The organism is Flavobacterium omnivorum, assembly GCF_900099915.1.
Classification (GTDB): Bacteria; Bacteroidota; Bacteroidia; order Flavobacteriales; family Flavobacteriaceae; genus Flavobacterium; species Flavobacterium omnivorum.
Genome location: NZ_FNDB01000004.1, coordinates 310508 through 327831, shown reverse-complemented (window position 1 = coordinate 327831; position 17324 = coordinate 310508). Strand labels below are relative to the sequence as shown.

Sequence of the window (17324 nt, the reverse complement as noted above, 5' to 3'; positions counted from 1 at the left end):
TATTCAAATCCTGCATAAAATAGTTCGTAAACGCCCCCGTAAAAATTACAAAGAACTCTATTAGAAATAATGGAGTTCTTTGTAATCTTATTTTTTTAATACCTCTTAGATATAAAACGGTAAATTCCCCGGTTTTCATTACGCATCTTTTTTCTTCAAACTCCTACCTCTCGGTTCATCACCTTCATAAAGTACAATTTCAGAATGCAGAAACTGTGCGGCGGCTGCTGAATCATTCACTTTTGTAGCGCTACGTTCTAACATTTCTGATTCAAACTCCGTTAATACACTTTTCCTTATTCCATCTTTTCTCCATTGAGATAAAGGTCTGCATCCTTTTGAGATAGTGCGAGCCAATGAAAGAGCATCCAGTAACGCTTGATTTGCACCCTGTCCTTTGAATGGACTCATAGGGTGAGCCGCATCTCCAATAAGAGTTACTTTCTGTGCTTTTGCCAATAATTCTGGTTCTAGTAATTCCCGATCATACACAGGATAGCCAGAAATCTGAACTTCCAGAGTCGCCTCTAAAATCTGTGGAATGGGATCGTGCCACTGCGTTCTACGACGTGCTTCTTCCTTGAGTGCTTGAGGTCCTTTAGCACTTAACAACTTAGCATCTTCCTCTAGCATTGGGAAACTCAATTGCCACATTATCGAATCTGAAGCATAAGGCATGATGTAGATTCGCTCATTACCATTGGCTGTTTGAAATACAGTCGCCGAATCCAGTAAAGGACTATTAAGACCTTCGAGTGCTTTCAAAGGACAGATGCCTAATATCACTATACAACCCAGATAACGCAAAGGGCTAATATCATCACCAATCAGCAATCTTCGTACTGAACTTCGAATACCATCGGCTCCAACTACGAGATCCGCTTTTGCATTCTTGAGTTCCCCATCCACTTGAAAGCTTAAATCAACACCTTTGCCCTCACATTCCTTATAGTCTACTAACTGATATCCCCACTGTATAGCATTCGGTCCGCCGAGTTGTTGAAGTAATGCTAAACGCAAAGATTGTCGTGCAATATGAATATTGGTACGTTTCTGAAAAATTTTCGCATCTGACTGTATCCACTTTCTGATTCCCCATTCTCCAATAACTTTTCCATCGGTAGTATGAACCAAATGTCTTGTTGAAATCACCCCTTCTTCTAATGAAAAAATACCCAATCCCTCAATTGCTTTACTGGCTTGTTGCAATGTAAGTCCATATCCTTGAGATCTGGCTTCAAAATTATCATCGCGCTCATAAAGGGTAAAAGGAATTCCGCGGTGCAAACAGGCCACAGCAAGAGCTACGCCACCAATACCACCACCAATAATGGCAACATGTGGGTAGATTTCTTTATCTGCGACAGGAGGTCTGGAAGAACGAAGCAGCCCAGATCCGGAACATTTCGGGCAGGAGCGAAGGTGACCTTTAGGAGGCACCGGAGTACTCCCTTCACTATTCGTCATTTTAAATTGGTCTAATGCTATTTGATATTGGAGTCGCGCTTTCTTAGTTAGTCCTCGACTTTTCTTGCCTCTTCCTTGACATTCAAGGCACATAGTCCAGCTTCCTTCTTTATTTTCCAATTTTTTTACTTCTTGTTTTATTTAAACTTTTTTATTTCTTTTCTCTTAAAGAAAAAACCTAGTGGATACAATTTATGCTGATTTATTAATATTGCAGTTTTTGAAACTTTTATTACTTCTATGTAATTTAACGTGAGAAATTTATATTTTAAATGAAAATATATCTCATGGCTATTACGTAACTTTAGTACCAAAGAACAGCATTGCAAAATTACTTATTTCAATTTAAAACAGAAGGGATTTCTCAGCGCTATACTATTCGAATTTTTATTTAAATACTGTATAGAATGATTAGAAAATAGTTCTGCACAACCTCAATAAACTCCATTATAAATAGTGTAGTTTATCTTATTGTTAGAAATTTTTAACCTTAAAATCAATAAAATCCTTTATTTATCCTTCTATTATTTTTTCGGTTTTAGTTAAGAATTTTTCTGTGGCTTCTTCAATATTAATATTCATTCTCTCCGCCAGTACTGTGAGCCACCAGATGGATTCTCCTAATTTGTGCTTGAGTTCTTCCTGAGTATTTTCTTTGGGCCATCTTCCTTGTTGTGACATTGTAAGTCTTCCTACTAAACCTGCATCGGTAAGAAAAGCCAAGGCATCTTCTTCTATCGTCCATTCACTACCGTGGTGCGTACGTTCTAATTCGTGGTAGCGTTCTCTTATTTTTATAGAACGCTCTCTTAATTGTTCAAAATCTATTATTGCCATTGCTGTGAATTTTTAGTTTGTTTTAAATGCTGAAATCATTTCAAGAGGTACTTTTTAAATAAAGCATGCATCAATCTAAAGCAATTGGAGCTGCAAGACAACTATCCGGAATATCAAATGCTTTTACTAATGAAACAGCATCCGGCCTGATTTCCCAGCAAAGTTGATTCACCATCTTACGAATAGCTTTCGTTTTTGCAGCTTCCATATAACCATCTTCGAGATACCATCCTTTATTTTTTTCCATTTGTGAAAGGGCATACAATTGACATAACTGAGTCATTATTTCTTTACTTTTTTTGTCCTTGATAGCTTCTATGGCTTTTTGAAACTGCTCTAGAACAATTCGTTCGAGATACGCCTCAGCTACATCAATCATTTGGTGTTGTACCACATTAAAAGCATCATAAGGTTCAATTCCGCTATCAATTAGCTTTTTCAAACGCTTAGCTGCTGATGCCAATATTGTTTTTTCTCGATATTCGAAAGCGCTCAAGTGAAATTCATCATCTAATAAATGAGATTCCTCAGTTTTGCGCGTTACAATTGGATTTTTTTCAGAAATAGCTGTTTTAGCATTTTCAAAAACATAGTTAATTATTCCCATAGCATCCATTTCACCAAATGCCTTACGAAATTCTGACAAGCGATTTTTAGCAACTAATTGCATTAAAACAGTATTGTCCCCTTCAAAAGTAGTGTAGATTTCGGTATCATTTTTCAACGCATCGATTCTATTTTCGGATAAATATCCTTTACCACCACAGGCTTCGCGACATTCTTGTAAAACATCCGTGGTACTCCAGGTTGAGTAGGCTTTCATTCCAGCTGCCAAGGCTTCAATTTCTGGCATTTCCGATTCGGTTCTATCAACATAACGATTCGTCACGTATTGCAAAGCAAAATGAATGGCATACGTTTTTGCTAACAATGGAATCAATCTTCGTTGATGCATTCGATAATTCAATATTGGTACTTCTGAGCCTCCTTCGGGTCCAAATTGTCTGCGCTTGTCGCTATATTGTATCGCTATTGTCAATCCTGATTTGGCTGCAGCCAAAGCGGATCTCGGAATCCCAATTCGACCACCGACCAAAGTGCCCAGCATCGTAAAAAACCGTCGATTGTCACTTGGAATCGGACTTTCAAATTTTCCTTCTTCGTTTACCGAGGCAAATCGATCCAGCATGTTTTCTTTTGGAATAACCACATTTTCAAAACGAATGGTCCCGTTATCAACGCCATTAAGTCCCATTTTAAGTCCGCAATCACCAATTGTGATCCCCTTCATGATTTTGCTGTTAGTATCCCGAATTGGGACAACAAAAGCATTCACACCGTAATCTATTTCATCAATAATTAATTTGGCAAAAACAGTAGCCATCTGACCATGAACTGCTGCGTTACCAATGTATTCTTTCTGCGCCTTTTCATGCGCTGTATGAATGGTAAAAGTTTGGTTATTATGATTGTATGTTGCCGTTGTTTCTAATCCTTTTACATTCGAACCGTGATTGGTTTCAGTCATGGCAAAACAGCCGGGTAACTGCAGAGAACCTACATCTTTTAAGTATTTGCGATAATGTTTTTCGGTTCCAAGCGATTGTATACTCATTCCCCAAAGCCCGAATTGCACACCAAATTTAATTACCAAACTTAAATCATGATAGCTCAGCGTTTCCATTATCGCAAAATAATCGGCTATGTTTTCCCCACCGCCGTATTGTTTTGGATACGCCATGTTTCCTAAGTTTTCGTCTGCAAGGATTTTACACCAGTCGTATACTTTTTCACGATATACAGCAGTATCAGTTGAATTTTCATAGGCAAATTCAGGTCTGCTGATAACCGTTTTTACTTTTTTAATAATCTCAGATTGTTTTCCATCCAGAATTTGGGTCAGTTTTTCAATTTCGAATGTGTCTTCAGATTGATAATTTGAAGTAAAAGTATTTGATCTTATTTTAAAATTTCCAATTGCTTCTTCGCCTAAAATCCCCAAATCGTTTTCCAATTGAAGAAAGTCAGCTGCGTGATCTTTGACAGCAGAATCATTATCAGCAAGGGCTATCGAAACTTCAAATATAGATTTCAGCAAAGGATGGTGGTGAATAACAGTATCAATTTCACCTTTCCATTCAGCAAGTTGTGCTCTTGATGGAGGAACAGAAATCGCTACTTTTGAAAGAAGAAATTCTTGTCCTTTTTCGGAAATCCAGTGCTGTGAACCTATAAATTCTTGTAACGTAAAGAATTCTTTTTGAGATAAAAGGTCATCCGACCAAACGAGATAAAAAAATGGGATAAAAGCCTTTAATTTTGAATTTTCCATAATAACCTTTAATTAAAATAATAATTTCAGTTTGGTTAAGATAGGAAAAATTATTGACTAAAAGTAAGGAATAGTGGTATACTTGAAAATTTGGAAGGGAATTGGATTGGCTTTTTTAAACGAAAATGGCATAAAAATTAATCCAATGTCAAAGCACCGAGAATTTCTTCAGACAGGAAAGGTCCACCAGGATATTTGGCTGTATAATCCAGATTCATCCAGATTTGACCGCGTTCATCAACGTGATAATGAAGTTTGTTTTCAGTACTTTCATTGACAAATAGTACATTTTTGATTAGAAAATTGACTTTTTCTAAATCAGTAATAGAGCCTATCAGTATTTCCGGGTAAATATGTCCAGTAGTATGAATTAATCTGGGTGTTCCACCAATAGACTTAATTGCTGCAGCCATTAATATCGAATGATCATCACAATCTCCAGAAAAATAAAGCAGTGATTCCGTAGCCGTGGCTATATAGTCTCTTGCTTTTGGGTCGCTGACGTAGTTCCATCTGCTATTGATTTCTTTGAAAACGGCGAAGCACTGTATGATGGTTCTGTAATCAGAATATCCTTTTATGTCTTTAAAATGTTTTGTAGTAGCCATAACTGCAAAATTCCTGATTTTAGGATTTTGATATTCTATGGCATTGATAATTTTTGATTTATTGGGAAACGGAAGCAACTTTGCAATAATAATATCTTGTGGATATGGATTATCGGACATTGTATACAGTATTGAATTGTAATCTTCAAAAACACTGTTAAACCCATAATTACCAATAGTTGAGCCATAAAATAATACCAATACATACAAGATAATACAAAAGATAATAATGGTTCGTAAGAAGCGTAGAATAATTTGAATAACAACTACCATTACTATGAAAAGTATCACTCTATCAATATTTAGAAACCAATTGGGATTGATTAGATTTTGATGTACAATGATAAAAACGGGGATCGCAATCAAAATATTCAAGACAAAAATAATAACGTCATCCCAAGGTTTTTTTACCTGAAATTGCTGTTTTAGACCTTGAAAATTAATTTTTTTTATTTTTATCATAGCAAAGATAAAAACAGTTCTCTATACTGTTCTTACTATATCATCAAAAGTACCTTTTTTCTCGATAATTTTAAGTTGAAAAAGTTGATTTTGCACTTTGTTTAACATTATTTCTGAAAACGTATTTTGTGACCAACTGGTTAGCGATAACCATTCTTCTATATCCTCAATTTTTTGATGGTATTTTGATGCTAAGGTTTTCTCAATACGTGCAATAGCCTTAAATTCTTGAGTAGCGTTGTTGATGATTTTGATAATTTTCGAAATAATTTCGGGTTGATTTTCCAACATTTCATTCCGAACGGCTACTACAAAACAAGGCCAAGGCGTAGGGCAATCGCCAACACGACGAAAAGTGCCTTTGTCAACTAATGGCTTGGTCATAAAACGTTCCCACATAAAATAGTCTGCAGTTCCGTTTGTCAAAGCTTCAACGGCTCCATCAATTGTATTAACTATTTTGAATTGCAAATTTTCAGTTTTCCAACCTTGATTACCCGCATTGACATATGCCATTAACTGAGAGCCAGAACCCAATCTGGAAATAGCTACTGTGGTGTTTTCTAGGTCGGCTAAGACCTTATAATCAGAATTTGCTGCGACATGAATTCCCCAAATCAATGGACTTTCGACATAAACTTGAACAATTTTGCTTGGATTTCCAGCAATGATATCTTTTACAATTCCCTCTGTAAGGATGACCGCAACATCAGTTTCTCCATCACGAAGCATTTGACACATTTTTCCGGTTCCTTCAGGAACATCGGTCCATTGCAAATCGATGTTTTCTTTTTCGAAATCTCCGTTTTCGATGCTTAAATGCCAAGGAAGATTAAAATGTTCAGGAACTCCAGCTATTTTTATTGTTGTCATTATAGGTTAGGATTTTTTAATTCGTACCAATTCCAAGAAACGCCGTCCTCCAAGTATTGTTCGGTCATTTTTAGTCCAATTTTTTGTAATAATCTGTTTGATGCGATATTGGCAGTATGCGCTGCGGCTTCCATAATTTTGATATTCATTACATTAAAACCATAATCCAGCCAAGCAAAACTAGCTTCACTTGCATATCCTTTGCCCCAGAATTTTTCGTTTAACCGATATCCAATATCGTAGAAATGAATTTTATTATTCACCATTTCAGTGTTGTATTTTAATCCGGCCCAACCAATTAATTCATTTGTTTCTTTCAAAATAACAACAAATCGTCCAATATTATTTTGAACATACTGTGTTCTAACAGATTCGATATACGAATGTACTTCGCTAATATCTGTTAATGGTTTGTTCCAAAGATATTGATGCACCTTAGGATTGCTGTCCATTTCAAATAATGCTTCTGCATCTGAAGCTAGCATTTCCCTTAAAATCAATCGGTCGGTTTCTAAAATAAGATTCATGTTTTACTAAAATTTAATGGTTCCCGATTTAGCCCTGATAGCAGTGAAAATCCTTTTTCTTTTTTCTTTAAAAAGGAAAAGATTGCAACGTATAGCGGGAAATAGCTCCTAAAATTACACATTAATATCTTTAAAATTATTCAATCTTGCATACCGAATCATATTGGTGAAAGTCTCCTGATCTAGTTTTGGTATTTCTAGAATGGAGTTCAACAAAGTTGTATCGTATTCGTTTGCAGCTGTCGTAAAATAAGGGTTTAAATGTTTGCCAATGCTTTCATAATACAATTTTTCGATCGTGTTTTTATATGTAAAATCAATTGAATTTTGTATTAAAGTGAAATTAGTATAACCCACTTCCTTCATAATCAACCGCAATCCATTTACCATATTGAAACTTTTATTATGAACAATATTAAGCTGTTCTACATCGTCTCTTTCAAATGTGTTTACAATCACTTTTGCGACATAATCGACAGGAATAATGTTCAAAACGGTGTCATCATTGACGATAAAACGCACATTTTCTTGATCTCCTTTTCTTTGGGAAGTGAAGTGAAAGAATTTTGCCAAAAGATAAAAAACCATATATTTTGAAATAAAATACGGATTTTCTGTTCCTAACATTTTACCTCCAATCACACTTGGACGCAGAATTTGAAAAGGCAAACCAATTTTTTTACATTCTTGGGCTATAAAATTCTCAGAGTGGAATTTAGCATTCTCATAAGCATTGCGATGCTCCGGTTCGAATCCTAAACTATGAAAATCATTGTCAATTAATCCTTTTCGGTTTCCAGATGAAAAAGCAGTTCCAATGTAAATAAACTTTTTTATAAAAGGATGAAAGAGATTGAAAAGCGTTTTTGTGATTTTGGTGTTTTCGTCAAAAATCTTTTCGCGTTGTTCTTCATCGGTAGATAAATTTACGAATCCAGCTGAATGAATGAAATAAGCACCTTTTATTTGGCTTGAAAAAGTGTCTTGAATAACAGCCAAATCCGTATCGATGATCTCAATGTATTCGTATAGTTTTCTTAGGCCTTCATCTTTTATGATTTTTGGTGTATAACTGCTGGATAAGAGCTCATTTATACGATCTAAAGCAGATTTTTTGCCTTTATTTCGAGCAATTATAAAAAGTTTACCATCAATTTTAGTAGTGATGAAAAGCTCCAGAATTTCATACATAATATGAGAACCTAAAACTCCTGTAGCACCTGTAAGAATTATTTTCATTAGCGTTTTGTTCTAAAAACAAATGTAGTTTTAAAAAAATTAAACAGCACTTTTTTAAAACTACAAATGGAGAAGATTTTGAAAATTAATTTCTCTATCCCAAAGCAATTTTTTCTAATGTATACGCAATCAATTCATCAACGGCTTTGTACGGATCTTTGCTAAATGTTCCTGAAGCACGGTTGGCAATTATGGCATTTAATGACAATGCTTGATGTCCTAAAAGTGCCGAAAGTCCATAAATTGCAGCGGTTTCCATTTCTAAGTTGGTGATTTGGTTGTCACCAAATTCAAAATTATCCATTTTAGAATTCAATTCTTCATCTTGAATATTCAAACGCAATACACGCCCTTGTGGACCATAAAAACCACCGGCTGTTGCCGTAATTCCTTTGTGCATTTTATCGCTTTCTATGATTTTTTCCAATTTTTCGGAACAAGCAATTACGTATGGTTTTCCTTTTCTTAAATCCCAATTGGTGTGTTTCACAAAAGCATCTTCCATTTCCAGGTTCGAAACTTCGTCAATTAAATAGGAGCGGAGCATGTTGTCCAATCCTAATCCAAATTTTGATAGTACAAAACTGTCCACAGGAATATCCGCTTGCAAAGAACCCGAAGTTCCGATGCGAATGATGTTTAAAGAAGTTAGTTTTTCTTTTGGTTGACGGGTTTCCAAATCAATATTGACTAAAGCATCCAACTCGTTAATAACTATATCAATATTGTCAGGACCAATTCCTGTGGACATTACGGTAATTCGTTTGCCTTTGAAAATCCCGGTTTGGGTTTTAAATTCTCTTTTTTGTGTCGAAAATTCAATGCTGTCAAAAAACTGAGTAATTTTTTCCACACGATTTTGATCACCTACAAAGATGATATCGTGTGCAATGTGTTCTGGTTTTAAATTCAAATGGTAAACGCTACCGTCTGGATTTAATATTAATTCTGATGATTGTATCATTACTTTTTTTGTTTAAATGTTTAAGGTTTCAAGTTGCTCAACTGAACACTTTTTCTAACCTCCAACACGTTTTACTTTAAAGCCTTTTTCTTTTAAAATAGTCATTATCTTATCACGATAATCCCCTTGAATAATGATGGAATCATCTTTAAAAGTGCCGCCAACGCTCAATTTAGTTTTGATTTCCTTGGCAAGAATTTTAAAATCGGCGTCGCTTCCTTCGTAACCCTCAATTATAGTGGTTGCTTTTCCTTTTCGTTTTTCGAATTTACAAATCATAGGCTCTTTTTGAACGTATAATTCGTGAGCCACTTCCTCAATTTGCTCTTCAGGAGATGGTTCGTGATCTGGAAAAAGATTTTTTAATTGGTCTTGTAAGTCCATTTTTTTTAAAATTAATTGATTATTAAACCATTAAGAAGGTAAGAAAATTAAGTTTTTACGGCTCTTAATTTACCTTAATTTCTTAATGGTAAAAAAACAAAAAGACATCAAGCGAACTCGATGTCTTCCTTGAACTATAAATATAAGAATTACTTTTTAATAAGACCTAAATCTACTAAACGCTCGTATAAATAAGCTCCTGCGGTAATATCTTCGAATTTTTTTGGATGTTCTGCATCAATACAGTTTTCCAAACAATCCAATTTCATATCACTCACCGGATGCATAAAAAACGGAATAGAATAACGTGATGTTCCCCATAATTCTCTTGGTGGGTTTACCACTTGATGAATAGTAGATTTCAATTTGTTATTGGTATGACGCGATAACATATCACCCACATTAATTACTAATTCATCCGGTTCAGCAATGGCATCAATCCATTCTCCGTTGTGGTTTTGTACTTGTAAACCTTTTCCTTGAGCACCCATCAATAAGGTAATCAAATTGATATCTCCATGAGCAGCAGCACGAATAGCGTTTGCCGGTTCTGAGGTGATTGGTGGGTAATGAATAGGTCTTAAGATTGAATTTCCGTCTTTGGCATACTGGTCAAAATAAAATTCATCTAAACCAAGGTGTAAAGCCAAAGCTCTCAAAACATAAACTCCTGTTTTTTCTAGCATTTGGTACGCTTCTTTACCTACAATGTTAAAACGGGGAAGTTCTTTTACTTCAACGTTTTCAGGATACTCTGAAGCGTATTTTGAATCTTCAGACACATATTGTCCAAAATGCCAAAACTCCTTCAAATCGCCTTCTTTTCTGCCTTTGGCATGTTCTGTTCCAAAAGAAACATAGCCTCTTTGTCCGCCAATTCCAGGGATTTCATAACTGTGTTTTGTTTCTAAAGGTAAAGCGAAAAAATTTCTGATTTCACCATACAATTCATCAACCAACTGGTCGTTTAAAAAATGCCCTTTGAGTGCTACGAAGCCAATATCTTCAAATGCACTTCCGATTTCATTTACAAATTTTTGTTTACGTTTCGGGTCGTCCGAAAGGAAATCACGCAAGTCAACACTAGGAATGTTTTGCATACTTTTAAATATTTTTTAATAACTTGAAGGTAAAAACCTTGCAGATACAAATGTAAAGAATAATTTTATATCTGAATTTTAAAATTTACAAACAACACTAAAAAATATAACAAATTAATATAAAACTGTTATATTTTTTTATCTTTGAACCATACAACAAAACCGAAAAAATGATCTTCGATAGAAAAAATCTTACTGACAATCAATTATTAGATTTATATAAAAGAATACTTAAACCAAGACTGATAGAAGAAAAAATGTTGATACTTATTCGGCAGGGGAAAGTATCCAAATGGTTTTCAGGGATTGGTCAAGAGGCTATTTCTGTGGGAGTCACAGCAGTTTTAGATTCTGATGAATACATTTTACCAATGCACAGGAACTTAGGGGTTTTTACGGGAAGAGACATTCCGTTGTATCGTCTTTTTTCACAATGGCAAGGCAAAGCCAATGGATTTACCAAAGGTCGTGATCGCAGTTTTCACTTTGGAACACAACAATACAAGATTATTGGAATGATTTCGCATCTCGGACCACAATTAGGAGTTGCTGACGGAATCGCTTTGTCCAATAAATTGAAGAGAAACGGAAAAGTTACCGCAGTTTTTACCGGTGAAGGAGCAACAAGTGAAGGCGATTTCCATGAAGCATTGAATATCGCTTCGGTTTGGGAATTACCAGTTCTATTTGTCATTGAGAATAATGGGTATGGACTTTCTACGCCAACCAATGAGCAATATCGTTGTGAAAATCTAGCTGATAAGGGTTTAGGTTACGGAATGGAAAGTCATATTGTCGATGGAAATAATATTTTGGAAGTATTTAATTTGTTATCTGAATTGAAGGCTTCGATGAAAGAAAATCCACGTCCGGTCTTATTAGAATTCAAAACCTTCAGAATGCGCGGGCATGAAGAGGCGAGTGGCACTAAATACGTTCCACAGGAATTAATGGACATTTGGGCGATTAAAGATCCAGTAGAAAATTATAGAAAGTATTTGGTTGAAAACGGAGTTCTTACTGAAGAATTTGATGCTACTTTACATGCTGAAATAAAGAAGGATATTGATGAAAGTCTAGCTATTGCCAATGCTGAACCGGAAATTGAAGCTACTTTAAGTGAAGAGTTAAATGATGTTTATAAACCGTATGCTTTTGAACACGTTAATCCATCAGAGGAAAAAGAAAAGATTCGTTTTATAGATGCGATTTCTACTAGTTTGAGACAATCGATGGAACGCCATGAAAACTCAGTTATCATGGGTCAGGATATTGCTGAATATGGTGGTGCTTTTAAAATCACGGATGGTTTTGTAGCGCAGTTTGGTAAAGAGCGCGTCATCAATACTCCCATTTGTGAAAGTGCAGTGGTTTCGGCAGGAATGGGATTGTCAATTAATGGATATAAAGCGATTGTGGAAATGCAGTTTGCCGATTTCGTTTCGACAGGATTTAATCCAATTGTCAATTTATTAGCCAAATCTCATTATCGTTGGTTAGAAAAAGCCGATGTTGTAGTTAGAATGCCTTGTGGCGGCGGAACACAAGCAGGGCCTTTTCATTCGCAAACCAATGAAGCTTGGTTTACTAAAACTCCCGGTTTAAAAGTGGTTTACCCAGCATTTCCATATGATGCGAAAGGATTGTTGAATACTTCTATAAACGACCCGAATCCTGTTTTGTTCTTTGAGCACAAACAATTATACCGAAGTGTTTACCAAGAGGTACCAAAAGATTATTATACGATTCCATTAGGAAAAGCCGCTTTGTTGAAAGACGGAAACGAAGTTACGATTATTTCGTTTGGAGCAGCGGTACATTGGGCTTTGGAAACTTTAACCAAAAATCCTGAAATTTCAGCTGATTTGTTGGATTTAAGAACTTTACAACCTTTGGATACCGAAGCTATTTTCGCATCGGTAAAGAAAACGGGAAGAGTGATTATTTATCAGGAGGACAGCATGTTTGGTGGAATAGCCAGTGATATTTCGGCAATGATAATGGAAAACTGTTTCAAATACCTTGATGCACCGGTTAAACGTGTGGCAAGTTTAGACTCACCGATCCCGTTCACAAAAGCGTTGGAAGATCAATATTTGCCAAAAGGAAGATTTGAAAATGATCTGAAAGAACTCTTGGCGTACTAATAGTTAAAATTATAATTAGGTTATTTTTAGTGTTTAAATTCTAAAAATAACCTAATATCCAATAGATAATAATAAAAATTAGAATTGTGCCAAAACAACCACCGCCTAGTTTTTTGGCTCCGTAACCTGCTAAAATTGTTTTGAAAAATCCATTCATAAGTTTAAAATTTAATCATTTATAAAATTAGACTATATTTCCAGAATAACAAATTTTAGTTTAACGCAATGAAGATTTTCTTAATCAAAGCGATTTCTTTAGGTAGGTTATGTTTTTTCAGTGTAATCTCTTTATTGAAGTTGAGAAAAGTCTTATCGATTAATCAATTTTGCTTTTTCCTTAATAATGTCACTTATTTTTCGGTTTTCAATTTTGCTTTCGAGCCAAGAAATAATATCTAGATAGAGGAAAGCCCTTTTTTCATAGGTATTTTTTTCCAATTCAATAAAGCGTATTCTCATTTTTACAAATTCCTTTTTGATATCTCCAGGATAAATGGAGTTCAAGTTTTTCATGAACCGTATAATTTCTTTTTGTACTTCTTGCAAATCGTTCATTTTGAGTAGAAATTTATAGGTGTTTTTCAACTGATTTTCTAAATAATAATCGTTACCCATTTCATAATGTGCAATCAAACTTAATAAACGGGCAAAACACATTAAATCCTCACGCATGGAAAGGTTCTTGTTGTTTATGATTTTTTCTAAATAGAAAATACATTCTGCATATTTTTCGGTTCCAAAATAGATTGAAGCAAATTTATAGTAAAATAGCATTTCGTGGTGCTCATCAAGGTGGTCCGTATGAACTGTTAATTTATTTAGTATTTCAGGTATTAAGTATTCACTTTCAGAAAAAGTACCTTCCAAAATATGGTAATTTAACTTGTTGTTATACAAGTAAAGAAATGATAACGAAGCAATATTATCATTGACGGGAAAACGAGGATCTTTTATCGTTTCTTCTAATAATACCAAATATTTTTTAAATTTTGTTTTGTATTTCAACATATATAGGGATTCCAACAAGTAATGATTTCCCTTAAGGAAAAATACTGGATTGAGATATATCATGCTGGGATTATCATAAAAAAGGGTGACCCATTTCAAAGCATATTTATAACAAGATAAAAAATCCTGAACTAGGAAACTTCTCCAAAGATTAGCATTATAAAACCAATATTTCTCTCTGAAACCAAATTTTTTATCATCAAATTTTGAAAGATGCTTTTTGAAATAATCATCAATATAGGTGTACTCTTGGTCACTTTTCACATATCCAGTTTTCAGCATGATGCCATACAATTGGAGTGATAAATTTGATAATTTACTAGAAATCGTATTGCGATAATTCAACTCTTTTGCCTGAACTACCAGTTCATCTGCTCGACCTTGAATACTTCGGGTAATGTATTGTGATTCAATTAATTTTTCAAATTCAACAATTTCATACGCCATCAATTTTTCATCATTTTCTAAGGCAAGAATTTTAGTTTTATCCAAAATCTTCAAACTCTGCTTGTACAAACCTTTATTGTACAATATGGTAGCAAAATCGATTTGTTCCCGCAATTGATATCTAATATTCTGACTGGGAATATTCAACCGGATGCTAACCAGAATTTGCTTATATAAATATGATTTTAGATTGGATAATTGCACTTTTTTAATAATTCCACTTTTTAAAATTAGCTTCTCATCATACCCATCTGATTTATCTAAAATATTAAATAATTCAATGAATTTTGTATTCGAACTTGTCTCTAATCGACTTGCAAAAATCTTAAATTGTCTTTTTTCAGATTTTGAAAGTGATTTAATTAATACAAACAGAAAATCTTTTTGATGGTTAGCCATTGTAAAATAAAGTAGTATAATGTATTATAATTCAGTGTTTTATAAAGTTATTGGTTGCTTTATAAGTAGTATATTTCATTAATTTGAATTTTACATTCAAGTAATGAAAGATATTTTTGTTATCAAGTTGTGAAATTACATTAAATAAATGAAAATGAATAGAGAGAAAGTTCAAATTTTTGATACCACTTTGAGAGATGGAGAACAGGTCCCAGGATGTAAGTTAGACACCAATCAAAAATTAGTTATCGCAAATCGATTAGATCAAATGGGTGTTGATATTATAGAAGCTGGTTTTCCAGTTTCAAGTCCAGGTGATTTTTTATCTGTTTCAGAAATAAGTAAGATTGTTAAAAATGCCATAGTTTGCGGTTTAACAAGAGCTGTAAAAAATGATATTGATGTTGCTGCACAAGCTTTAAAGTATGCAAAAAGACCAAGAATTCATACGGGAATAGGAACTTCGGAATCACACATTGTACACAAATTAAACACCACCAGAGAAGATATAATTGCTAGGGCTAAATTTGCCGTTTCGCATGCTAAATCGTATATAGAAGATGTTGAATTTTATGCTGAAGATGCCGGTAGAACGGACAACGAATTTTTGGCTCGAGTCTGTGAGGAAGTCATTAAATCAGGAGCAACAGTTCTTAATATTCCTGACACAACAGGATATTGCTTGCCGGAAGAATATGGTGCAAAAATTAAATATTTAAAAGAAAACGTCAAAGGGATTGAAAACGTAATCCTATCATGTCACTGTCATAATGATTTAGGAATGGCTACAGCAAATTCAATTGCAGGAGCGATTAATGGAGCTAGACAAATTGAATGCACTATAAACGGAATTGGAGAAAGAGCTGGAAATACTGCATTAGAAGAAGTAGTCATGATTTTCAAGCAACATCCATATTTGAATTTAGATACCAATATCAATACGCGTCAACTGAATGAAATGAGTAGATTAGTTTCTGAAAGCATGGGAATGATGGTGCAACCTAACAAAGCAATTGTGGGAGCTAATGCTTTTGCGCATAGTTCAGGAATTCATCAAGATGGTGTGATAAAAAATAGAGCTACCTATGAAATTATGGATCCATTGGAGGTTGGTGTCAATGAATCATCTATAGTCCTGACCGCCAGAAGCGGCAGAGCAGCATTGGCTTATAGAGCTAAAAAAGTTGGTTATGAACTTACAAAAGTTCAATTAGATGCTGTATATCTGGAGTTTTTAAGGTTTGCCGATATTAAAAAAGAGATTCTTGATACTGATATTCATCAAATCATTGAAGCCTGTAAAATGAATAAGGAATTACTCCTTAATTAAAATATTTTGATTTCCATTAAAATCTAAATCCTACTATTATGAACTTAAAAATAGCAGTACTTTCAGGAGACGGAATAGGTCCGGAAGTAGTTTTACAGGCAAAAAAAGCGTTGTATGCCATAGGTGTAGTTTTCGATCATGAGTTTGTATTCGAAGATGCACTGATTGGGGCGGTTGCCATTGAAAAAACAGGAAAGCCACTACCAGAGCAAACTTTAAATCTTTGCCTTAATACGGATGCGGTGTTGTTTGGAACTGTTGGAGATCTTAAGCAAGATGGTAATTCTAATACTCATTTAAGTCCTATTCAAGGATTATTAAAGCTGAGACAAGCTTTAGGATTGTATGCTAACATTAGGCCCATAAAACCCTACAAAGACTTATTGGATTTGTCTCCAATAAAACGAAAAATAATTGAAGATACTGATTTTGTTATTTTTAGAGAAATTTCAGGAGGATCCTATTTTAGTGAAAAAAAAATCAATGAACAAGGAACTTTAGCTTCTGATTTATGTGAATATTCCGATGAAGAGATTATTCGGATTACCCATTTAGCCTTCAGAACTGCTCAAAAAAGAAGAAAAAAAGTTACACTCGTAGACAAAGCAAGTATTCTTGAAACCTCTAGATTGTGGCGAAAAATTGTTAAAGAAATCAGTGAAAATTATCCAGATGTTGCAGTAGATTTTTTATATGTTGATAACGCAGCGATGCAAATAATTATTAATCCAAAGCAATTTGACGTCATTTTAACGGAGAATTTATTTGGGGATATTCTGTCGGACGAAGCGAGTGTAATTACGGGAGCGATTGGATTGTTGCCTTCAGCATCTTTAGGAAATTCTAGTGCGCTTTTTGAACCCATTCATGGTTCTTTTCCTGAAGCAAAAAGGAAAAATATTGCAAATCCTATTGCTTCCATACTCTCAGCAGCCATGCTTTTAGATCATTTTGGTCTTCAAGAGGAATCTCGAAGAGTATATGAGTCCGTTGAAAAAGCAATTGAATTAAATGTCGTTACCGCTGATTTAAATCCGTATTCAAAATTTGGAACCAATGAAGTAGGTGACTTTATAACAAATTATATTTTGAGTAAGGACGACTTGTATTTTAAAAGTGATAATGTGTACATAGGACAGTCCACTATAGTTTAGTCTTTAAGAGGTCAAACGTTAAATCTACTTTTTCATATAAAATAAA

Annotated in this window: 14 protein-coding genes; 3 read left to right on the top strand and 11 right to left on the bottom strand. The window is 34.4% G+C overall.

All coding sequences use genetic code 11. From position 1 onward, the window contains the following. Positions 1–138: 138 nt before the first annotated feature. From BLS90_RS06700 to BLS90_RS06655, 10 genes are all read right to left on the bottom strand, one after another. Positions 139–1560, bottom strand: a complete 1422-nt coding sequence (locus BLS90_RS06700) for an FAD-dependent oxidoreductase (RefSeq protein ID WP_091256836.1) — start codon at positions 1558–1560, stop codon at positions 139–141. A 420-nt stretch (positions 1561–1980) separates the two neighbouring features. Further along, entirely contained in the window at positions 1981–2304 is a 324-nt protein-coding gene (locus BLS90_RS06695; protein WP_091256695.1) for a nucleoside triphosphate pyrophosphohydrolase family protein, read from the bottom strand. Between the two features lie 70 nt (positions 2305–2374). Next, positions 2375–4636: an acyl-CoA dehydrogenase family protein gene (locus BLS90_RS06690; RefSeq protein WP_091256692.1), complete on the bottom strand. Its 2262-nt coding sequence runs from the start codon at positions 4634–4636 to the stop codon at positions 2375–2377. Between the two features lie 137 nt (positions 4637–4773). After that, positions 4774–5706, bottom strand: coding sequence for a transglutaminase (locus BLS90_RS06685; RefSeq protein WP_091256689.1), 933 nt, complete (start codon positions 5704–5706; stop codon positions 4774–4776). 21 nt (positions 5707–5727) lie between these two features. Further along, the gene (locus BLS90_RS06680; protein ID WP_091256686.1) at positions 5728–6579 is read right to left on the bottom strand and encodes a substrate-binding domain-containing protein; all 852 of its coding nucleotides are present in this window, start codon (positions 6577–6579) and stop codon (positions 5728–5730) included. Further along, positions 6579–7106 carry a GNAT family N-acetyltransferase gene (locus BLS90_RS06675; protein WP_091256685.1) on the bottom strand — a complete coding sequence of 176 codons (528 nt, stop codon included), beginning with the start codon at positions 7104–7106 and terminating at the stop codon, positions 6579–6581. The genes BLS90_RS06680 and BLS90_RS06675 overlap by 1 nt, the downstream gene beginning before the upstream one ends. Positions 7107–7220: 114 nt before the next feature. After that, on the bottom strand, positions 7221–8345 hold the full coding sequence (locus BLS90_RS06670; RefSeq protein WP_091256682.1) for an SDR family oxidoreductase: 1125 nt from the start codon (positions 8343–8345) through the stop codon (positions 7221–7223). Between the two features lie 94 nt (positions 8346–8439). Next, positions 8440–9309 (bottom strand): nucleoside phosphorylase, encoded by an 870-nt coding sequence (locus BLS90_RS06665; RefSeq protein WP_091256679.1) that lies wholly within the window; start codon positions 9307–9309, stop codon positions 8440–8442. Between the two features lie 54 nt (positions 9310–9363). Beyond that, positions 9364–9693 carry a translation initiation factor gene (locus BLS90_RS06660; RefSeq protein ID WP_091256676.1) on the bottom strand — a complete coding sequence of 110 codons (330 nt, stop codon included), beginning with the start codon at positions 9691–9693 and terminating at the stop codon, positions 9364–9366. Between the two features lie 149 nt (positions 9694–9842). Further along, positions 9843–10793, bottom strand: coding sequence for an isopenicillin N synthase family dioxygenase (locus BLS90_RS06655; protein WP_091256673.1), 951 nt, complete (start codon positions 10791–10793; stop codon positions 9843–9845). Positions 10794–10963: 170 nt separating this feature from the next. On the opposite strand from BLS90_RS06655, the gene BLS90_RS06650 reads away from it, so the two are divergent. Next, positions 10964–12940 (top strand): alpha-ketoacid dehydrogenase subunit alpha/beta, encoded by a 1977-nt coding sequence (locus BLS90_RS06650; RefSeq protein WP_091256671.1) that lies wholly within the window; start codon positions 10964–10966, stop codon positions 12938–12940. Positions 12941–13249: 309 nt separating this feature from the next. Here the strand turns inward: BLS90_RS06650 and BLS90_RS06645 are convergent, their stop codons facing one another. Continuing rightward, positions 13250–14794: a hypothetical protein gene (locus BLS90_RS06645; protein WP_091256668.1), complete on the bottom strand. Its 1545-nt coding sequence runs from the start codon at positions 14792–14794 to the stop codon at positions 13250–13252. Positions 14795–14948: 154 nt separating this feature from the next. Here BLS90_RS06645 and BLS90_RS06640 point away from each other — a divergent pair, with 154 nt between their 5' ends. Both BLS90_RS06640 and leuB read left to right on the top strand, forming a co-directional pair. Further along, positions 14949–16124: a 2-isopropylmalate synthase gene (locus BLS90_RS06640; RefSeq protein ID WP_091256833.1), complete on the top strand. Its 1176-nt coding sequence runs from the start codon at positions 14949–14951 to the stop codon at positions 16122–16124. Between the two features lie 38 nt (positions 16125–16162). Further along, positions 16163–17278: a 3-isopropylmalate dehydrogenase gene (leuB, locus tag BLS90_RS06635; RefSeq protein ID WP_091256666.1), complete on the top strand. Its 1116-nt coding sequence runs from the start codon at positions 16163–16165 to the stop codon at positions 17276–17278. Positions 17279–17324 lie beyond the last annotated feature (46 nt).

What these genes read in the sequence shown, in the direction of transcription:
- BLS90_RS06685 (WP_091256689.1), bottom strand. Translation starts at nt 5,706, where the DNA reads ATGATAAAAATAAAAAAAATTAATTTTCAAGGTCTAAAACAGCAATTT.
- BLS90_RS06655 (WP_091256673.1), bottom strand. Translation starts at nt 10,793, where the DNA reads ATGCAAAACATTCCTAGTGTTGACTTGCGTGATTTCCTTTCGGACGAC.
- BLS90_RS06670 (WP_091256682.1), bottom strand. Translation starts at nt 8,345, where the DNA reads ATGAAAATAATTCTTACAGGTGCTACAGGAGTTTTAGGTTCTCATATT.
- BLS90_RS06675 (WP_091256685.1), bottom strand. Translation starts at nt 7,106, where the DNA reads ATGAATCTTATTTTAGAAACCGACCGATTGATTTTAAGGGAAATGCTA.
- BLS90_RS06650 (WP_091256671.1), top strand. Translation starts at nt 10,964, where the DNA reads ATGATCTTCGATAGAAAAAATCTTACTGACAATCAATTATTAGATTTA.
- BLS90_RS06680 (WP_091256686.1), bottom strand. Translation starts at nt 6,579, where the DNA reads ATGACAACAATAAAAATAGCTGGAGTTCCTGAACATTTTAATCTTCCT.
- BLS90_RS06695 (WP_091256695.1), bottom strand. Translation starts at nt 2,304, where the DNA reads ATGGCAATAATAGATTTTGAACAATTAAGAGAGCGTTCTATAAAAATA.
- leuB (WP_091256666.1), top strand. Translation starts at nt 16,163, where the DNA reads ATGAACTTAAAAATAGCAGTACTTTCAGGAGACGGAATAGGTCCGGAA.
- BLS90_RS06700 (WP_091256836.1), bottom strand. Translation starts at nt 1,560, where the DNA reads ATGTGCCTTGAATGTCAAGGAAGAGGCAAGAAAAGTCGAGGACTAACT.
- BLS90_RS06645 (WP_091256668.1), bottom strand. Translation starts at nt 14,794, where the DNA reads ATGGCTAACCATCAAAAAGATTTTCTGTTTGTATTAATTAAATCACTT.
- BLS90_RS06660 (WP_091256676.1), bottom strand. Translation starts at nt 9,693, where the DNA reads ATGGACTTACAAGACCAATTAAAAAATCTTTTTCCAGATCACGAACCA.
- BLS90_RS06690 (WP_091256692.1), bottom strand. Translation starts at nt 4,636, where the DNA reads ATGGAAAATTCAAAATTAAAGGCTTTTATCCCATTTTTTTATCTCGTT.
- BLS90_RS06640 (WP_091256833.1), top strand. Translation starts at nt 14,949, where the DNA reads ATGAATAGAGAGAAAGTTCAAATTTTTGATACCACTTTGAGAGATGGA.
- BLS90_RS06665 (WP_091256679.1), bottom strand. Translation starts at nt 9,309, where the DNA reads ATGATACAATCATCAGAATTAATATTAAATCCAGACGGTAGCGTTTAC.